Origin of the sequence: Streptomyces viridochromogenes (assembly GCF_001270495.1) — a bacterium.
Taxonomy (GTDB): domain Bacteria; phylum Actinomycetota; class Actinomycetes; order Streptomycetales; family Streptomycetaceae; genus Streptomyces; species Streptomyces viridochromogenes_A.
The window spans coordinates 267,562-285,505 of the sequence record NZ_LGUR01000230.1 but is presented as its reverse complement, the minus strand read 5'-3'; the positions used below and the strand labels follow the sequence as shown (position 1 = coordinate 285,505).

The window sequence follows — 17,944 nt, the reverse complement described above, 5'->3', positions numbered from 1 at the left end:
GATCAAAATCCGTTCTGGTAAGCGCTGGGTTCGGCTGTGTTCTGAAAGGGGGCCCATCCTCCGGGCTGGCGACGCAGTGGCACGACGCTGCCTGGGGATGCGGCTGCGGAGGCGTGCGATGGGAGGTCTGCCCAGATGCGAAGCAGGTAGCGGGCCGACTGTGGGGGTCGGTCGGCGTTCCATCGCCGCGCGATCATGCCGACCAGCCGTTCATTCCCCCAGCGGGCCGCGAGAGCTGTTACCCGATCCCATTCCGATTCGGTCAGCCGCCAGCCGACGAGCATTCCGGCATTAGTGATGGCTGTTACCAGATCCTTGGCGCCTTCAGGAACCTTGACCGACTCCTGATGAGCTGCTTGGTGGTGGTTTCGGCTCGCCCCAGGCAAGCTAGCTTGCTTTTTGGTGGTGGTAATACTCCCGTAGGGAGTATTACCACCACGCGCGCGCGAGGAAGGGACTTCCCAGTCTCGGTTCAGAGACTTCCCACTTTCCGTCATCGAGGGGGAGTTGTGGGAAGGAACTTCGTGGAACCTCGTTCCCCCTTGGGATGCCTCGAGGGGCGGAGATGGAAGTTCTGTCTCTGAACCAGCCGGGGTCTCAGTGCCCTCGTTAAACAGGAGTATTGAGTAGCTGTTGGGGTTCGAGGCGCCCCCGCCGCGCTCGCGGCTGATTTCGCCGAGCGTCGTCAACTCCCCGAGGCACTTCGTTATCGAGCGAGCGGTGAGTTGGGTGAGGGCGGATATCTCCTCCAGGGTCAGGGCGGCCCTGCCCTTATCGTCGGCCTCGCGGGCGAGCGCGAGCATGACCAGACGCGAGCCCCTGCATGACTTGGACTTTGACCAAACCAGTTCGGTCGCTATGTCGCTCATCAGCAAGTCCCATCCATCGCTATGCGACGGACGAGAGCAAGGCCAAAAGAGTGATCATCTTCGGGAATGTACCCGATCTGATGCGGTTCGGGAGTGAGGTACAACGTTCCGGTGGGGAGGTAGAAGTCATGGGCGCGGCGCCAATCGGCGGAATCACCGAAATTCCGCCTGATCATGTGTGCCACTCTTTCTTCGGTTCGCCGGTCGATAAGCATGCGGTAGAAGTCCGATTCGAAGAGGTGGGTAACAGACCGGCGCTCTGGATACACGCGGGCAAGGACTGCCGTGGGAGCTACTTCGCGGATCGCCGCACTGAGATTTGCGCACGCCGAAGCGGCAGGGTTGTTCTGAGACATGGGGAGAACTCCCGTAATCGCAAGGCTTGCCTTGCGGCAAGGATCGTTTCCTCGCAGAGGCGTGTCAGGCTGCGTCGGCTCGGCCAGCAGGCAAGGATTCGGCCAGCCTGGATTGGGACTTCTTCCGGTGGCGTCGCGCGAGTTTCAACAGATACTCGCGCGTAACTCCGAGTCCCCGGGCGACAGCGGCAGGTTCCAATGACGGGTCTGTCGCGAAACGAGAAATCACCGCGTCCCGCTCAAACTTGCTCAACACCGCAGTAGAGCCCTGGAGAGCACCTTGGACGGCGTCTTCGTTAGCCCGCTGCTGCCATGCGGCGCGCAGTGCGGAACGCTCCGAAGCCAGCAGGCCAGCTCGAATGCCGTACTCGTCGTCATCCCTCAGTGATTCGACCAGGCACCGGGCAGCCACAGCCAGCGGGCACGATGCGCAGAGATTGCGCGGCCGGTTGAGGTCCGTGCCCAGTCTGTGCTTCACAAGGTCGGGATCTTCGCGAGGGCCGTCCCCGAGGGGAACGAAGATGTCGATTTCTTGGTTAGAACACCTAGCGTCTTCCGCCCAGTGCTTTCCGGGGGCCTTCTTCGACTCTTCTATGAGAGGCGACCAATTCCCCTGATGTGCAGCCTCGATGAGACTGTATATGTCAATGCTCATTTGCATCTCACGGTGTTCACGGCGCCGCGCGGTGTACGCGCACGAGCGCAAGAGAAGATCAGAAGCGCTTGCGTGAGCGCTTAGAGGGCTGAAGCGACATCAACGCCGACTCGCCGTCCTTTTCGGACACTGCGCCCGGGTTTACGAAATGCATGTCGGAAATAGCGCGGAGGTCTTCCTCCGTGAACTGCACGAACTTTCCGAACTTTCGATGGGGCAGCGTTGAGATGCGCTCACGCAGCCACTTCTCCGGGATGTTCAGTCGTTCAGCCGCTTCGCTGTATCCGATGTGCAGACGCCTATCGCGAGGCTCTGACGGCCTGTTGCTCAGCAGTGCATCGAGGCCGCCGGCCTGAGCCAGCAGGTTCACCATGGCGGCGAGCCCCTGCAATTCGATGGGCCCGATGGAGGTCGGGCCTGTGTTCGCCGGTGCCACGGCCGACATCACGCTTCCAGCCCGCGCAGCTGAGCCGTTCGCAGATCGAAGGCGTGGCCGCCCGAGGCTGCCCAACCGGCCTGCGGGAACGAGCGGATGATCCACCGCGCGATGGTGAGCGCCTTCGCTCGGGGTACCCGAAGGGTGTGTCCACGTTCGTTCACGGCGGTTAGCCCTAGGTGTGGCCACACTGTCCGAGGGCCCTGGAGGCGAACCTGTACGACGGCGGCACCGGGCAGCATGGACGTCAGCTGTGCAGCTAGCCGTTCAGCCGGTTCGGAAGCGATCTCTGGCTTCGGGTTGCAGTCCGCAGTAGGGGACATGCGACACTCCTCTATGTGGTACGCCGCTCCGTCGTGCCGTGCGAAAGGACACGGAGCGGCTGTGCGAGTGATCTTGCGGCCCGCAAGGGCAGCGGATCACGAGCTGTCTGGCGTCCGAGAGGTGCGAACTCTCGGACGCCGATGGCGTTTTGAGGGGAAGGAACACGCGCGAGTCGCGCGCGGCTTCTCCTCTCCACCTGGCCGGTCCCCGGGGGGAGTCAACAGGTAGGTGAAGGCAGAGAGGGGTGCGAACCCTCTCGTTTTTCGCTAAACTGAAGCTATCGTGGTTCCTTCGGAAAGTCAACGGTCCGGGGTTTCTCCGGTTCATCCAAAAACGAGGTCTGATGCCAGCTCGACGCTTCGATAGGGTCCGTGTGCGCGCGGTACGTCGAGCCGCCGAGGTCCCTCAGGCCGCCGTGGGATCCGCCCTCGGCGCGGCGGACTCTACGGTCGCGGGGTGGGAGTCGGGCGCAAGCGTGCCGGATCAAGAGAAGCTGCCTGCCCTCGCCAAGGTGCTCAATCAGCCGTTGGACGAGCTGTTCCCTCGCGACGGCTTGCCCGATCTCACCGACCTCCGGTGCGATGCCGGCCTTTACCGGTACGAGACGAAAGCGATCATCGGCACCAAGAGCGACGGCCCGGTGGCCGGAGCGGAACAAGGGGTCCGACGCCTCAAGGACAGGTATATCCCTGCCCTGGCGGAGGCTTACGGCGTGACCGAGGACGAGCTGAGGCGCGCGCAGGAGCGGTCATTCGGAGAAGGCGGAGAGGACGAGTCTGCTGCGGCTGCGGAGGCTGAGGAGCCTCCGCGGACACTCGCCGAGAAGATCACTCTCCTCCTGGAACGCTCGTACGCGGCGGGGACCGCCCCGGGGGATGAAGAGATCGCGGAGGCGGTGAACGCCTACGCGGGCTCGCAGGTCACTACGGCCGCGAAAGTCGAGGCTCTTCGAACGGGAACCGACGAAGCCCCCGCGCCGGTTGTCCTGGAAGGTCTCGCCCAGTTCTTCGGTGTCGCTCGTATGTACTTCGAGCCGGACGACGCTGTCGCCCGTCAGGTCTACGAAGGGCTTCGCCTGATGTCGGCAGCCAAGCGGGGGAGGGTGGGCCGAGTCCGAGCCCGCGGGATCGGTTCCGAGGGCCTGCCGGCCGACGTCCTCTCGATCCTGAACGACCTCGCGACCGAGCTGGACAAGAAGACCGATCCCGACAGCAACAGCTAGCCTCACACTTCCGCGCGCCTGACAGGCTGGAGGTCTTGCTGGCGTAGGTGATCTTCGGTCGTCACCGGGCCGGAACGGGCGGTTTGGAGCCGGCACTCTGAATGCGGCCCCACCCTCTTATTGATCTTCGTCAGCGATGGGTTCGGGTTCCCGGGTGTAGGCCAGGTCGAGGACGTAGCGTTCGGTGACGGGGCAGTTGTTCCAGGCTTCGGTGAGCTGGTCTTCGGGGGAGTCGTCAGTGAGCTGGTCAAGGGTGGTGTTGTAGTAGTCGGCGGCTGCCTGGCGGTGCTGCCACCAGGCGTGGCCTTCGTAGACGCCGGGGCGGGGCAGAGTGATCTCGTCGGCGGGTCCCCGGTCGAGTTGGCCGACGACCAGGATGCCTGTTTCGGATTCGAGGCTGACGTCAGTCTGGCCTTCGGCATCGCCGGGCGGGGCCGGTGGTGTGTCCCAGATGCGGATCGTCATCTGGACCTTCATGTCCGGCTGCAGACTGCAGAGGTACAGGTGGTAGCCGTTGCCGGCTACCACCTGTACCTCTGCGGCGTCCATGGCTGTTTCGTCGCCGAGGTAGGCGTCCGCGTCGTAGACCTCCAGCACGCGGCGACCGGGGGTGGCGGTGACGTTGTGTTCGGCGAGAAGTGCCATGGTCAGTGGTGTCTTCCTGCTAGTTGGTGATCTTCACGTAGAAGGGGTCGCCGTCCAGGACTCGGTTGAGGGTGTACATCTCGTTGAGGCGCTCTCCGCCCTTGCGGTTGTCCTTACCGTCGATCAGCCGGACGGAGAAGCGGTTGTCGCCCTTGGTGGACCCTTCCTTGGTCGAGGCGAAGGGGTACTCGTCGCACTCCAGGCCGCTGCCGGCGTAGTCGCCCCAGACCTTCTTGCATTCCTTGATGGACTTCTTGCGATTGTCTTCGATCTTCTTCGGAGCGACGACTCGGCGCAGGGGTTCCTTCGATCCCGGAACGCTCTTACCGGGCCAGGAGGGGAAGGTGCGCTCGGGGCGGTTCAAAGCGTCGTAGATGTGCACGGCGCTTTCGTTGACCGCCGGGTCCCTCTGGCTCATCACGAGTTCCACACGGGCCTTGCTGAAGACGGTGCCCTTGTGCTTGCCCGCGACCGGTCCGGCGTAGTCGTAGCGGACGCTCGAGTTGTAGACGTTGCTTCCCCCCGTGAAGGGGGCGGAGTTGGGGGAACTGGCGCTGACGTCCATCGCGACGGTCAAGAAGACGCGCTGCTGGTTGCCCTGGTCGAACAGGGCGCCCTTGTCCGGGGAGGTGTAGGTGAGGTTCCAGTGGGGCTGGGTGTCCCATACGCCAAGCAGTTCGTCACGGTTCACGGTCTGCGGCGCGGTCACCTGGGGGTCCGGATCACTGGTGGATGCGTTGACGCTGTGGTGGAAGTGCTGGCCGATCCGCCACTTGGTGGCATCCTCCGTGGGTATCGGCTGGACGCGTATGTTCTCGATGCTGGAGACATAGTCGACGCGGCGGCTGCCGTCGTAGGCGAAGCCGAGGACCCACTGGTCGAACCAGAGACGGCCGAGCGTGGTGGTGCCCCTGACGTCCCGCAGGACCAGGTCGAAGGGGAGCTTCTGGCAGCTTTCGAAGCGGGACTTGAGCCACCCCGTGGCGGCCTTGGCCTGCGCCGCGTGGTTGGCGCATTGCTGGCGCAGATCCTGTTGGTCGCCGGGAGCCGGGTCGGCCACCGCCTGCCGCGTCACCGACTTCGATCCAGGGGATCGGGCGTATTCGGCGTACGGGATGGGCTGGTCGAGGCCGCGCAGTTCGTCGGCTGGGAGGGATGCGGCGTCGACGAACACCGTGCCCTCGGTGGCCGGGTCGTTCGTTGTCGAGGCGGCGTGGGTGGCGGTGGTGGTGGCCGCGGTGAGCAGGGTCAGGGCCGCCGTAGTGGCGGTGATGCGGGCGAAACGTATGAGTGCGGTGCGTATGTTCACCAGTGGATTCCTTGCATGCGTGAGGAAGCGACGGGGCATCTGCGGCATGTCGTGATGGCGGTGGTCACGAGGCATCGCACAGGTCGCCCCAGCACGCCTCCAGCAGTGCGCCGGTCTGTGCGGAGTAGCGGGCGGTGAACCCTTCGAAGCGACGGTCGGTGCGCTGTAGTCCGGGGGTGGAGCTGGTGGAGGTCACCGTCCAGGCGGCGTCGCCATGGGCGTTGGCTGCGTTCGAGCGAGTCTTCAAGCCGGCGGGTGAAGCGGGCGGCTCGACGGCGAGGGCGTCACCGGGGACGTCGAAGGCGGCTGCGGCCCGGGCCCGGATATCGGCGGCCGATACGTCCGCGCCGGCTGGGGCGTCTTCCGATACCCCGCCGGACGGCAGAGCGGCGGCGTTGCAGACCCGCAGGGTCACGACGCACTCCGACAGGCCGGGCACGGTGGCCAGGCAACTGTCGGGATCGTTCTCCAGGCAGGCTTGCAGAGCCTGCTGGTCCACGCCGTTGAACGTGGCGGGCAGGCTGGCAACGGGGCCGTCCGGGCCGTCCGACCGGGCAGCGGGCGCGGCAGCCGGGGACGCCGCGGCGGCGGCCTGGCGGCGCGGCTTGCTCACCGTCCACTGGGTGAACTTGGTGTTGTCGGTGAGCTTGGTGGTGAAGCAGTTCGGCGGCTTGTGGGTCGTGCTGCACACGGGGAGCGTGACGGACTTGGCCACATTGGCCGTCGCCACCTGCTGCCACGCCTTGTTCCCGGTCATGAACTGCATGCGGTTCGCGACCGAGGGGATGTTGATGTACTTCGGTCCCATCACCTCAAGGCCGATGTCGATGCGGTTGGTGTTGCCGCCCAGAACTTTGAGCTGTTTGGTGGTGGAGCCGACCTTGTTGAAGTCGTAGAGCACGTCCCACTGGTTGCCGCTGTCCTGGCGGACGGTCATGTAGGTGTGGTTGCGCTTGTCCGGCTTGGTCGGGTTGACCCCAGCCTTGATGGCCGTGGTGCGGCCGCCGCTGGTGGTCAGCTCCGACCAGCGCGGGCCGTAGGTGTGGGTGGTCTTCCCCGTCTTCTCCGCGTACAGGCCGATCTCGATGTTCGGCGCAAGCGGGCCGCTCGACGTGTTCGGGCTGACGCGCATGTAGTTGGCCGCCTGCACGGTCGCCGACCCGGTGTCGACCTGATCGAAGGTGATCGGTATGTTGCGCCAGGTGGCGAAGCCGCCGATCATCGGCTCGCCCGGTTGGCTGCACGTCATCGCCCAGAAGGTGATGCGGGCGTTGTAGAGGCCGGTGCAGGCTTCCTTGGGCGCGGCGGCACTCGCCGACGGGGCGGTGCCGAGAACGGTAAATGCGGTGAGTGCGGTGACCCCGGTGCATGCCGAGGCCAAGAATCTCGCGCGCGAACGCGACAAGGTTCCCCCTAGGGACGATCAAGAGTGGTCACAGGGGAACCTACAGACACAGCTTTCGTAACTTGTCTGCCATTAAGATGAGTTGACTCAATCTCGATGCGTGATCCGTGTCACGCTGACATAGCAAGCACACTGGAAGCCGATACCTTCTGCCGCGACGCGTCAACAGCCCTCTCATGGCACCAGTTCCAAGGTCTGTGACGAAACGTCAGGGCACCAGCGCGCCGCTTCTACTGCGCGTTCGGCTCGTAACGCAGGCCGGAGGCGAACACGGCCCGGATGTCCTTCAGAGAGCCGAGATCAGCGAGCGGGTCACCGTCAACCAGGAGGAGATCCGCGCGGTAGCCGGGAGCGACCCGCCCCGTGATGGACCCCAGCCCCAGGGCCGTAGCCGCTTCGGACGTCGCCATGTCGATGATGGAAGCGTTCGGCAGGCCCAGGTGGGAGTAGAACGATAGGGCCGGAACCAAGCCGTCGAAGCTCGCGCGCTGCACGCCCGCGTCGGTTCCTGCGACCAGGCGTACACCAGCGTCGGCCATCCGCCGCACCAGGTCGAACATCGCGGCGGCGCGCTCCTCGCCGAAGAAGCGCGGGAGCATCTGCCAGTGAGGGCTTACCGCCGGGCAGACGGAGATTCCCTGAGCGATGATCTGCCGAACCACGTTCGGCCGGAAATCGAGGCCATCGCTCGTCATCCACGTGCAGTGCTCGATGGTGTCCACACCCGCCTCCACGGCCGCAGTGATGCCGTCGGCACCGTGTGCATGGGCCGCGACGGGAACACCTGCCTCGTGGGCCTCGTCCACCAGGGCAGTCAGTTCCTCTGCTGTGAACTGGGACTGGTGGCTCTTGGGGCCGTCCTTCGTCAGGCCACCGCCGGTGACCATGGCCTTGATGACCCCGGCTCCCGCTGCGAGGTTGCGCCGTACGAGGTCGCGGATCTCGGCTTCACCGGAAACCTCGCCGCCGAGGAAGTGACAATGCCCGCCCGTGGTGGTCGCGGGTGTGCCTGCGGCCACGATCCTGGGTCCCGGCGTATGGCGACCGTTGATCTCCGCAGCCAGACGAAGTGCCAGTCCACCCCGGTCACCGAGGTCGCGGGCCGTGGTGACACCACTGTGCAGGAGCTGTTCCGCACGGCGTCGCATGTCCTCGAACAGGACCTCATCTGTCGAGTCCTGGAGGGTGGCCACCGGATCAGGCCCGCCATCGAAGGCCAGGTGGACATGCGCGTCGATCAGCCCCGGCAGAACAGTTCCGTCGAACGCGAACCGAGGTACGTCGGCGCCGAACTGCTCCTCGATCTCCTTGCGCGGCCCGACAGCAGCGATCGAGTCGCCCTCGATGAGAACGGCGCCGTCCTCCAGGTAGGTCCCCGAGTCGACAAGCACTCGTCCACCGGCAATCAGCATCGTGACTCCTAGATCATGGGTGGTCATGCGGCTTTGCGCAGTGCGTCGGACACTGCAATAAGTTGTTTCACATCCGACTCGCGGTCGCTTCCCAGGGCCATCGCGAGGGGGACCGCTCGGCGGGGTGCGGGGACGCCTTTTTCGACCCGTGCGGCGGCCCGACGGAGCCGGGCAGCAAGCTCTGCCGAGTCGATGCTGAGGACCGCGCTGTCGTCACCCTCATCCAGCAGGTACGGGCTGATGTCCACCAGCCCGTCGCGGCACTCCACGATGCGGCGGTGGTAGCGCCGGTGCACCCCGCGGGCGCGCCACCGGTCCAGCGCCGCCGGGGACGCCGGCCTCAGCACGTTATCGGGGTGCGCCTCTGCCAACAGCTCCCACAAAGGGGCAAGGCGACGGTGGTCACGTCGGTGCTGGAGCCAGAGCCGAAGGGAGGAAATCCGGGCCCGCGCTCCGGAGTACGTGACTCCCGCCGCGAACAGCAGGACGGACGCCACCAGGAGGAAGGCGACGGCGGCCATAAGCGGCTCAGGTACCTCTCCGTCGGCCCAGCGAACAGCCACGAAGACGGCGCGGATCGCGCAGGCCACCGCCATCGCCCCGAGGCCAACGGCCGCCATCCAGAGCCCGGTGGAGTGCGGGCGCCGGGACATGCTGGCATAGCGGCGAGTCCACCGGCACGCCATGCCGAGGGCATACATGAGATAGAGACCAGCGCCACCGTAGAAGAAGGCGATCTGCGGAATCGTCATGTCGGCCGTGCTGAAGCTGCCAGTGAAGACCTCGTGAGGCACTGATGCCGCAGCCACGGTGATAGCCACGGCGACGACTCCGACGACGACGGCTTCCTTGCGGGCGCGGCGACGGCCCGCTTCCTCGTCGGCGGCAGAGTGGAGGTAGAAGCACATCAAGAAGTACACCGCGAGGAGCAACAACAGGTTCTGGATCAGCTTCGCCGTCCCGTGGCCGGCGACCGTGTCGACGCCGGACGCGCCGCCGGGCATGGCCACGGGGTACGACAACGCAGCGCAGAACAAGCAGAGGGTGACGGAACGCAGAGGTGCGTCATGAGGGGATCGCTTCAGCTGGTAGAGCTTCCAGACGAGAGCAGCCACGAGCCCCAGGAGTAGCAGTTCCACGAGCTACAGCCATCCTCGCCGGTCACTGAGAGCCGACTCCACACGACGCAGAGACGGGTCGTCCGACAGCGGAGTGGAGCTGTCCAGCAGAGAAGACCACTCCAGGATGATGGTGGCGACCAGCTCTACAGAGCACTCCTCGCCGTCGTCGTACGAGCACCGCCGCGCGACACGCTTGATCGTCTCGGGATCGAAGACCGGCAGCATGGTGGCCCAGCCCTCCACGAGGACGGCCGTTTCCTCGTCTGGGTCGACCTCAGGGGCTTCCTCTGTCGTCTCGCCCGCGGCCTTCTTCGCGGCCTCCTCGTTCTCCGCTACGAGGATGTGGCCTATCTCGTGAAGCTTGATGTGATCTTGATGCAGGCGGGTTGTTTCCTGCTGGTACAGGATCACGTCGTAGTCGTCGTACTCGACCCACATACCCGAGGGGCCAGGCTTCGGCAGCGGAGCTTCACGCAGGTACAGGGGGCGCCCGCGCCGTCGGCTGAGTGCCTGGCAGAGCTCGTCGACATCGAGCGGGGGAGTCACCCCGAGGTCTTGCAGCTCACGCCGAATCAGGCGGTGCAGATCCCTCTCCACCGCCCGGTTCGCAGCTGTGCGCCAGCGCCCGATGCGTCGACGGCGCCCTTCGCCCTGAGCAGACAGTTTGAACTCAGCCGCGCCGCGACCACTCTTCCTCAACCACATTGAGGATCCCTCCAACCGATGGCTCCCCCGAGCCGGGCGACACCACGCCCGTGTCGATGACGTCCGGTTCCCAACGCCGGAGGCGACCGCAGGCGGCGCGTGTCCGCGTGCCCCACCAGGCCCCTTCAACGGGGCCCGGCTGCCGAGCCTTCAGACCAACTTCGCCACATGATGTAACTGCTGCGAACGTGCAACGACACCTAGCGAGCTGCCTCATCGGAGCTTTCGGGAACCTCTTCGGACAGTACGTGACGGACATGGCCTAAAAAGCATGATCGATCTGGATCGCTCGCCGGGTGTCTTGATCCCCCAAAATGCACTAAATCCGGCCGAACGCAGTCGCGATCATGCTCTGAGCTGCGACTTTGCGTCCTGATGTGAACACTTCAAGGCTCGGTGGCCAGCGGAGGGTCTGTTATGGATCTGAGACTCTTTCTCCCTTGGTGGCTTGCGGCATAAGCCCGCGAATCGCTCTAACTGCCCGATCGGAGTAGATGTGGCCATGGTCACTTCCGGATAGATCGGGCAATGCTCGCCATTATTCTTTTCGCCATGTCGAACGTGTTGTTGAGCCAATCCGACGGCTACTTGGAGTTCTGGTCTGAGTACCACCTGTGCACATTGACCACGCTGCGTCCCGATGGTCGACCGCATGTCGTACCCGTTGGTGTGACGATCGACGCCACAGCCGGAGTGGCCCGAGTTATCACCCGCAAATCCAGTCGAAAAGTTGCCAACGTCCTTGCGGGTGGCCGTGAAGCCCGAGTGGCGGTGTGCCAGGTGGACGGAGGCCGGTGGGCCACACTCGAAGGCGTGGCAGAGGTCTGCACCGATGCCGCAGCGGTCGAGGAGGCCGTTGCCCGCTATGGAGAGCGATACGGGCGTACGCCGGCCCCGGACCCTGAGCGGGTTGTCATCCAGATCTCTATAGAACGGGCGATGGGGCTGACCCACGCTCCGCGCCCACGGGGTGCTTCAAGCGCTGCGGCGTAGCGCAGCCCGTACGCCGAACACGGGTGCTCGGGTGTAAGAGGGCGGTTCGCGAGTTGATGTCCGGTTCATCGTCGGGCTTGAGTGAGAGGCGCTGTTCGGCCCTTCGCGTCGAAGAAGCGCGCGAAGCGGCCCGCCAGGGCTTCATCAACAACCTCAGCACCGTCGCCGGTATCCCCGGCTGAGCTGTTCCCTTGACCTCAACCCTGGTTTAGGTACAACGCTTGGCGCATGAAGGTCACAAACAGCAGCACCATTCTCTTCCGCAACACCATGCGCATCACCGACGGTCACCTCGACGGCTTCCGGCACGCCATCGCGCAGGCAGTGGCATTCGCTCAAGAGCACGGCCCCCAGCTCATGGTGGAGGTCTTCATCGACGAGGAGCGGATGCTGGCACACAGCTTCCAGCTCTACCGCGACTCCGATGCCATCCGCGCCCACTGGCGGCTGTCGGACCCGTACATCCGCGAGGTGATGGAGCACTGCACCGTGCAGCACTTCGAGATATTCGGTGAACCGGACCACGACGTCGTGGCGGCCCTCAAGACCCCCGACGGCGAATCCTTCCCTTTCGCTATCTCGCCCCGCCTCGCCGGCTTCAACCGTCTTGAGACACCTGAACGGGGCGAATCACCCTCTTAGAGGGCGGTTCCTGAGTGTTTGAAAGGCTCTCACCTGACGGTGTGGGTGCGGGCGGAATCCGCCGGTCCGAGGCCGCTGATCTGTTGATGCGATGAGGTGAATGGACGAAACCGTATCCGAGCGACTTGTCGGACGAACAGTGGTCGTTGATCGAACCGGTGATCACCGCGTGGAAGGACCGGCACCGCTCGGTCAGCGGCCACCAGGGCGCTCTTGCGATACGGGAGATCGTGAACGCGATCCTCTACCAGGGCCGGACCGACCTGATTCTCCTCGACCTCAACCTGCCCAAGTACGACGGACGGCAGGTTCTGGAACGCATCAAGACCGATTCCGACCTGTCCCACATTCCCGTGGTCATCCTGACCACCTCCTCGGCCGAGGAGGACATCCTGCGCAGCTACAAGTTGCACGCCAACGCCTACGTCACCAAGCCGGTCGACCTGGACCAGTTCATCGCCGCCGTCCGGCAGATCGACGAGTTCTTCGTGAGCGTCGTGCGTCTCCCCACACGCTGACGGGCGTGGACGCGTTGTGTGAGCCATCGGTTGGCGGCGCACCGGGTCTGTCTGCGGGGCCCTGTCGTGGCGTGGCGACTTTCTGCCGTAGCTCGTTCAGGGTCCGGTTCAGGATGCGCGAGACGTGCATCTGGGAGATCCCGAGTTCCTTGCCGATGGCGCTTTGCGTCATGTCGGTGGCAAAGCGGAGGACGAGGATCTGGCGCTGACGCTCTGAGAGGGCGGTTCGTGAGTCTTTGAGCGTCTCTGTCTTCGCCGCTGGAGGCGTGCATCCTGGCACGGAGAGCCCCGCGTTGCTCAACCCATATGTGAGCGGGGCTGGCCCCGAATCTGCGATGCGCGTGGCGCTGTGTCGCCCGGGCGCAAGAGACCGCACGCTTCAGCCATAAACGTCTGAGGGAACTCGTAGACCATCGCCGCTACCGACGCCAACTGGTCAAAGAGCCAGCGGGGAGGGGCAATAGCGCAGCGGGAATTCGCATGTAACGGCCCCGTTGGGTTATGGATCCGCTTCGCGAATCACCCGAATGGCACGGGGCGACGGACGCAGCCCCGTGCCGCATCCATCACTCTGTGTGCATGGGATGGTGGGAAGTCAAAGCCCGGTGGCTTCTGCTGGCTGCGGGCCTCTGTGCGACCGCGATCGAACTGGGCGTGTTCGGGCTGGCGGACGTGTCGAACGCCCTGACGTATGCGGGAAGGCTCAACGGTGTCATTTTCCTCGCGGGAGCACTACTGGAAGTTGCGGCCGCCGTCGCTCTGAACATCCTCCGGAAGTCAGACCCGGCGAACATTTCCGCCGTGGTCGTCCTCGTGGGTGTTCTGGTCTCCCTGCTGGTGAACGTGGTTCTGCTCATCCTTCAACTGGACGGCTGGAGCTACACGCACTACCTCTGGGTCTGGGCGCTGCTGCTTCCGTGGTCGCTCTGGGCTCTGTGGGAGCTCCACCGCCTGAAGGTGTGGAGCCGCATCCCCCATGCCGAGGGCATCGCGGTGGGTGTGATCATCACGGGCGTCCTCGCCGTCGCTAACTTCACGTACACGCAGATCTACCAGCCGTACACCTCGAAGGCCATGCTCACGAACTCGGTTGAGTTCGGCAAAGCGACTGTGGCCGCCGGGGGTGTCAGCGTGCCGGTGCGCCTGCGCACCCGCAACACGGGACAGGTAGGCGTGTACGTCCTTGGGTCCCTCTACCAAGTGAGCGGGCGAAGGGCATCGTTCGTCCCGACCCCGAGAAAGCCGTCGGATTGGTTCCATGACTTCGGCAGTGGGCAGCGGGACTTCATGCGGTATACGAACGTCAAGCAGAAGGGCTACGAACTCCTCGCACAGGGCCAGTTCATCAGCAGGTCGGGGCCGGTGCACGTGCTGGAGCCCGGCGCGGAGGTTCTAACCGAGAAGATCGTCCAGTTCCCGGCCGGAGCGGATTTCGAGGCGTTGGGGGCCACCGCGAACGTCACCTACGTACGAAGGGACCGGGTGAAGATCATCGACGACTTCGTCCGCTCCGGTCGCAGCTCCTGGACCAAGAAGTACAAGTGCTGCTCCGAACACGTGGCACCGCCGTGGGTCGCCAAGGGCGTCCACACCATCCGCTTCCAGTCACGCATCACCCACAGCAACGCCCTCTTGGAGAACACCAGGGCTCCGTACTACGCCACGCTCTGGTGGGTTCTGACCGAACCTCCGGGCGAATCCGCCTACGGACCGGAACTCAAGGCCCTGATTGGGCCGGAGGGCGCCCAGAAGAACGAGCCGACCCCGACCGAAGTGCGGCAGATGAAGGAGCGGTATGGGCTTGCTCACGCTCCCAGCGGAACCGTGCTGAAGGCCATGGCGCAACTGCTGAAGCCGGAGTCGGAAGGTCAATGACCCGGACGGGGCTCGTGAGCACATGGTTCCTGGCGGCTACGCACCACCGTGACGTGGTCAAGGAGCTGATTGCGGTGAGAAGCACCTGCCGAGCCCAGTCGGATGCCGTGTCCCGAACCCATGGCCGGACTGGCCGACCCCGAATGGTGCGAGCGTGGCCTTGACGCAAATGACGAAGCCGCACTCCGTCGAGGGATAATTGAAGACGCTCAGACTTACGAACCGCCCCCTGAGAGGGCGGCGAGGAGGGGATTGAGGGCGTGCAGGTCCTCGACCTTTCCAGGATCAGGTCTGTGTAGCCAGGGCGCCCCCATGCTGGGAGCGCGTCGTGGGCTGGCTGGTGCCCGCTGACCGGGGTGACGTTCCGGCGGCTTACCTCCTCATACAAGCTGCCGAATGGCGACCCGGCGGCGCTGCCTCTCCTGAGTCCGGACTGCTCCCTTCGGGAGACGCGGTACGGCAGGGGCCGGAGGAAAACTGCGCCGAACTAGCCCTGACCGGTGGGCTTGACCCATACGGGGGGTGCAGGCGTTGGTACGCCGAGGGATGGGGTAACAGCGGTCCAACCAACTCCAGGCAGGAGGCGTCTATCATGACCCCGTCCCAGGATGTCGTCGAGCTGATCCTCGATGATCACCGCACGTTGGAAGACCTGCTCCGCATGATGCGCAGAGTTGAGGGCGACCGCCAGGCTGCGCTGCAGGAGTTCGCCCACCTGGTGATCGCGCACGGCGAAGCAGAGGAGAGCACGGTCTATTCGTTGCTCGCGCAGTGCGAGGACACCGACACCGTCGACCACGCTCAGGAGGAGCACCAGGAAGTCGCCAGGGTCCTTCTTGCTCTCCTGGAGGTGCCCGAGATCGGTTCCGCCGAGTGGGACTGGAGGCTGAAGCAACTGGCCGCAGTCACCTCTCGCCATATCGACGAGGAGGAACGAAGCCTCCTCAACAGGGCCTGCGAAAGGCTCACCCAGCGTTGCCGGGAGGAACTCACGGCCGGCTTCGCCACGGCACGCGGCGAGTTGTTGAGGGCGGGATGCGGCGCAGTCGACAACGTGCGCCGCATGGTTCACGCCGGCGCACCGGCGTGAGACCTGACGACGCGCTGCTGCGCAGCATTCTCGTCCAGCTTCGGCTGGCCCAGGCGGGCCTGGGCCGTGCACGACCCCAAGGTGCCAAGGCTCGGCTCGGTATCCGGTGCTTCACATGGGCCACCGAGCGGCCCGGCGCCAGGGCGTTGTTCAGCCAACGGTCGGCCGGTACACGGTGAGTGCCTCGGGGAGCTTGTCGACGAGGAACGCCGTGGGGGCGGGGGCGATCTCACCGTCGTAGGCCATCTGCGTACCCGAGGGAAGGCCGGAGATCCGCATCCGGCGCGGCCGAGCAGCGGCGTACAGCCGGGTCCTGGCGAGTTGCCCGGCGAGGGCCGCGACCAGCAGACGGGTGCGCGCGAGGCGGCCGGCGCGCGCGATGCGGATGTCGAGCAGGCCGTCGGCCAGGTCGTGTCGGCGGGCCGGGGCGATGCCGATGCTGCGGTAGGCGCCGTTGCCCGCGAACAGCAGCCACATCGAGCGGCTTTGTCCGTTCACCCTCGCCCGCAACGGACGGCCGGTGCGAACGATCCGGGCCACGCCGAGCAGTGTGGCGGCTGGACCGCCGATCCGCGGGGACCACTGTTCCCGGATGCGGACCAGGTCGGGGTATGCGCCCAGGCTGAAGGTGTTGAGGAAGTACGCCGGCTCGGTCCGGGTCGTACCGTCCTCGCCGATGACGGTCAGGGGCTGGATACGGCCGACGTCCGCCCGGACCGCGCTGCCCTCTGTGACGGCGGCCACCGCGTCGGCGACAGTGTCGACGCCGAGGTCGGCCGCGAAGTGGTTGAACGTGCCGCCCGGCAGCACCATCAGCGGCACCCGGTGCTGCAGAGCGGGCCTCACGGCGGCGTTCACCGTGCCGTCACCTCCGCACACCCCCAGCACCCCACCGCGCTGGGCGGCTTCCTGAGCCGCCTTGGCCAGGACCTTGGCAAATGGGCCGTCCTCCTCTTCGTACAGCACCACCTCGGCGCGCGGCAGTGCGCTCTTCACCTGACGGACAGGATCCACCAGCTGGGGCTGGACGCCGGAGGAGGGGTTAACCACCAGGATCAGGCCGTCGCCGTCCGGCAGTGCGGGCGCCTCAGCGCAGGACCGGGCCGGCGGCGGCATCTGGGCGCGGGACGGCACCAGGCCGCGCACCGCGCATGCGGCGCCCACGCCCAGCGCCGCACCGACCAGCACGTCGCTGGGATAGTGCACCCCCGTGTAGACACGGGAGAAGGCTACCGAGGCCGCGACCGGCGCCAGAAACGCGCCCCAGCCCCGCGCCTCCAGAGCAACCCCGGTGGCGAAAGCCGCCGCCGAGGCGGCATGCCCGGACGGGAAGGAACTCGTGACCGGCCGACGGGGGAGATGCCGGACCACCGGTACCGAGGTGAGCAGGGGCCGGGAGCGCCGTATCGCGCCCTTGCCCAGCGTGTTGACGGTGGCCGACGCCAATGCGAGCGAGGCCATGCCGCGTACTGCGGCGCGTCTGCCGCGTGCTCCGCCTAAGGCCCAGATGCCGACCGCGGTGGCGCACCACAGCAGTCCGTGGTTCGCGCTGCGGCTCAACCGCGGGAGCACGGGTTCCGCGACGGGCCAGGAGCGGGACGCCACCTGGTGGAACACGGACAGGTCTGCGGAGCCTAGGAGTTGGCGGATGCGGCGCCTCGCGAGAGCGTTCATGGACTCCGCTTACCCTGCCAGGCGCTGTTGACCGCAGCGCCGTCCGGCCACGGAAGCGGAACCTCCAGCGCCTGTCGCTGACAGCAGCCATACCGCAGGCGGCAGTTCAGTCAGCCAGAGCCCGCGCAACGGCCTGCGGATCCAGGCCGGTGAGCTGCACGATGCGCGGCGCGGGAATCCCTTCAGTGACCGCACGGTGCACCAGGGCCTCCCAGTCCTGGGTCGTGTCCCGGAAGCCGAGCAACTCGGTCTCCACGTCCGTGACGGACCTGGGCGCGCACGCCTGCTCCACCCGCACCGTCTCCTCCTCGCTCAGGGGAACCGGCAGGCGCTCCGCATCGTCGGGAACCAACACCTCGGATCCCGCCGGGACAATCCTGACTCGCTCGGAGGAAGCGGGGATCCCGTGCGCGTGCAGCCAACCGCGGACCGCGGGTGTCTCCACGCACTTCAGCTCACCCACCGCGGCCAGGGCGGCTCCCAGCCGTGGCTGATCATCCGGTAGTACAAACAGCAGAGCGTCGTCGGCCATCGTGAGGGGACCACTCTCTCGGTAGGCAAAGCTGGCCCAGATGCTAGCGCCCTCGGCCGGTTTCCTGGCCCGATGAGCCTCGTCAACGCGCCGCATAGTGCGGCAGGTTGACGTTCGGCAGCCTGGCGGCCGTCCACACGGCCCCGGTGCGGGGGAGCAAG

18 protein-coding genes and 1 pseudogene are annotated in these 17,944 nt (G+C 65.7%); 6 read left to right on the top strand and 13 right to left on the bottom strand.

Features of this window, described 5'->3' with window-relative positions; genetic code table 11:
* Window positions 1-2 precede the first annotated feature (2 nt).
* The 4 genes from ADK36_RS49165 to ADK36_RS34755 all read right to left on the bottom strand — a co-directional run bounded on the left by ADK36_RS49165 (window position 3) and on the right by ADK36_RS34755 (window position 2,325).
* Complete coding sequence (locus ADK36_RS49165) at window positions 3-869, bottom strand: hypothetical protein (RefSeq protein WP_159391233.1); 867 nt, start codon at window positions 867-869, stop codon at window positions 3-5.
* The gene (locus ADK36_RS49160; RefSeq protein WP_159391232.1) at window positions 869-1,225 is read right to left on the bottom strand and encodes a hypothetical protein; all 357 of its coding nucleotides are present in this window, start codon (window positions 1,223-1,225) and stop codon (window positions 869-871) included. The genes ADK36_RS49165 and ADK36_RS49160 overlap by 1 nt, the downstream gene beginning before the upstream one ends.
* A gap of 64 nt (window positions 1,226-1,289) precedes the next feature.
* Window positions 1,290-1,880 carry a WhiB family transcriptional regulator gene (locus ADK36_RS51645; protein WP_159391231.1) on the bottom strand — a complete coding sequence of 197 codons (591 nt, stop codon included), beginning with the start codon at window positions 1,878-1,880 and terminating at the stop codon, window positions 1,290-1,292.
* 58 nt (window positions 1,881-1,938) lie between these two features.
* Window positions 1,939-2,325, bottom strand: a complete 387-nt coding sequence (locus tag ADK36_RS34755) for a helix-turn-helix domain-containing protein (protein ID WP_234329984.1) — start codon at window positions 2,323-2,325, stop codon at window positions 1,939-1,941.
* Between the two features lie 658 nt (window positions 2,326-2,983).
* Between ADK36_RS34755 and ADK36_RS34750 the strand changes: the two genes are divergently transcribed.
* Window positions 2,984-3,862: a helix-turn-helix transcriptional regulator gene (locus tag ADK36_RS34750; RefSeq protein WP_053200315.1), complete on the top strand. Its 879-nt coding sequence runs from the start codon at window positions 2,984-2,986 to the stop codon at window positions 3,860-3,862.
* A gap of 117 nt (window positions 3,863-3,979) precedes the next feature.
* Here ADK36_RS34750 and ADK36_RS34745 read toward each other — a convergent pair whose 3' ends face one another.
* From ADK36_RS34745 to ADK36_RS34720, 6 genes are all read right to left on the bottom strand, one after another.
* Window positions 3,980-4,507 (bottom strand): hypothetical protein, encoded by a 528-nt coding sequence (locus tag ADK36_RS34745; protein ID WP_053200313.1) that lies wholly within the window; start codon window positions 4,505-4,507, stop codon window positions 3,980-3,982.
* A 19-nt stretch (window positions 4,508-4,526) separates the two neighbouring features.
* Window positions 4,527-5,816 carry a NucA/NucB deoxyribonuclease domain-containing protein gene (locus ADK36_RS34740; RefSeq protein WP_053200311.1) on the bottom strand — a complete coding sequence of 430 codons (1,290 nt, stop codon included), beginning with the start codon at window positions 5,814-5,816 and terminating at the stop codon, window positions 4,527-4,529.
* A gap of 64 nt (window positions 5,817-5,880) precedes the next feature.
* Window positions 5,881-7,197, bottom strand: a complete 1,317-nt coding sequence (locus ADK36_RS34735; protein WP_234329983.1) for a hypothetical protein — start codon at window positions 7,195-7,197, stop codon at window positions 5,881-5,883.
* Between the two features lie 254 nt (window positions 7,198-7,451).
* Window positions 7,452-8,633 carry an amidohydrolase family protein gene (locus ADK36_RS34730; protein WP_053200309.1) on the bottom strand — a complete coding sequence of 394 codons (1,182 nt, stop codon included), beginning with the start codon at window positions 8,631-8,633 and terminating at the stop codon, window positions 7,452-7,454.
* A gap of 23 nt (window positions 8,634-8,656) precedes the next feature.
* On the bottom strand, window positions 8,657-9,772 hold the full coding sequence (locus ADK36_RS34725) for an MAB_1171c family putative transporter (protein ID WP_053200307.1): 1,116 nt from the start codon (window positions 9,770-9,772) through the stop codon (window positions 8,657-8,659).
* A 3-nt stretch (window positions 9,773-9,775) separates the two neighbouring features.
* The gene (locus ADK36_RS34720) at window positions 9,776-10,474 is read right to left on the bottom strand and encodes a ribonuclease E inhibitor RraB (RefSeq protein ID WP_234329982.1); all 699 of its coding nucleotides are present in this window, start codon (window positions 10,472-10,474) and stop codon (window positions 9,776-9,778) included.
* Between the two features lie 513 nt (window positions 10,475-10,987).
* Between ADK36_RS34720 and ADK36_RS47050 the strand changes: the two genes are divergently transcribed.
* From ADK36_RS47050 to ADK36_RS34710, 3 genes are all read left to right on the top strand, one after another.
* Entirely contained in the window at window positions 10,988-11,452 is a 465-nt protein-coding gene (locus ADK36_RS47050; protein WP_338060811.1) for a PPOX class F420-dependent oxidoreductase, read from the top strand.
* A gap of 228 nt (window positions 11,453-11,680) precedes the next feature.
* Complete coding sequence (locus ADK36_RS34715; RefSeq protein WP_053200303.1) at window positions 11,681-12,094, top strand: hypothetical protein; 414 nt, start codon at window positions 11,681-11,683, stop codon at window positions 12,092-12,094.
* A 125-nt stretch (window positions 12,095-12,219) separates the two neighbouring features.
* Window positions 12,220-12,612: a response regulator gene (locus tag ADK36_RS34710; RefSeq protein ID WP_078942867.1), complete on the top strand. Its 393-nt coding sequence runs from the start codon at window positions 12,220-12,222 to the stop codon at window positions 12,610-12,612.
* Here the strand turns inward: ADK36_RS34710 and ADK36_RS50655 are convergent.
* Window positions 12,548-12,859: pseudogene (locus ADK36_RS50655) on the bottom strand (sigma-70 family RNA polymerase sigma factor); the annotation flags it as partial. The gene ADK36_RS34710 and the pseudogene ADK36_RS50655 overlap by 65 nt on opposite strands.
* Window positions 12,860-13,191: 332 nt before the next feature.
* On the opposite strand from ADK36_RS50655, the gene ADK36_RS34705 reads away from it, so the two are divergent.
* Window positions 13,192-14,487, top strand: coding sequence for a hypothetical protein (locus ADK36_RS34705; protein ID WP_053200301.1), 1,296 nt, complete (start codon window positions 13,192-13,194; stop codon window positions 14,485-14,487).
* 592 nt (window positions 14,488-15,079) lie between these two features.
* The gene (locus tag ADK36_RS34700) at window positions 15,080-15,577 is read left to right on the top strand and encodes a hemerythrin domain-containing protein (protein WP_053200300.1); all 498 of its coding nucleotides are present in this window, start codon (window positions 15,080-15,082) and stop codon (window positions 15,575-15,577) included.
* 150 nt (window positions 15,578-15,727) lie between these two features.
* Here ADK36_RS34700 and ADK36_RS34695 read toward each other — a convergent pair whose 3' ends face one another.
* Together ADK36_RS34695 and ADK36_RS34690 are read right to left on the bottom strand one after the other, a co-directional pair.
* Window positions 15,728-17,251 carry a bifunctional phosphatase PAP2/diacylglycerol kinase family protein gene (locus ADK36_RS34695; protein ID WP_053200298.1) on the bottom strand — a complete coding sequence of 508 codons (1,524 nt, stop codon included), beginning with the start codon at window positions 17,249-17,251 and terminating at the stop codon, window positions 15,728-15,730.
* Window positions 17,252-17,357: 106 nt separating this feature from the next.
* Window positions 17,358-17,783, bottom strand: a complete 426-nt coding sequence (locus ADK36_RS34690) for a DUF6003 family protein (RefSeq protein ID WP_053200296.1) — start codon at window positions 17,781-17,783, stop codon at window positions 17,358-17,360.
* Window positions 17,784-17,944: the final 161 nt, after the last annotated feature.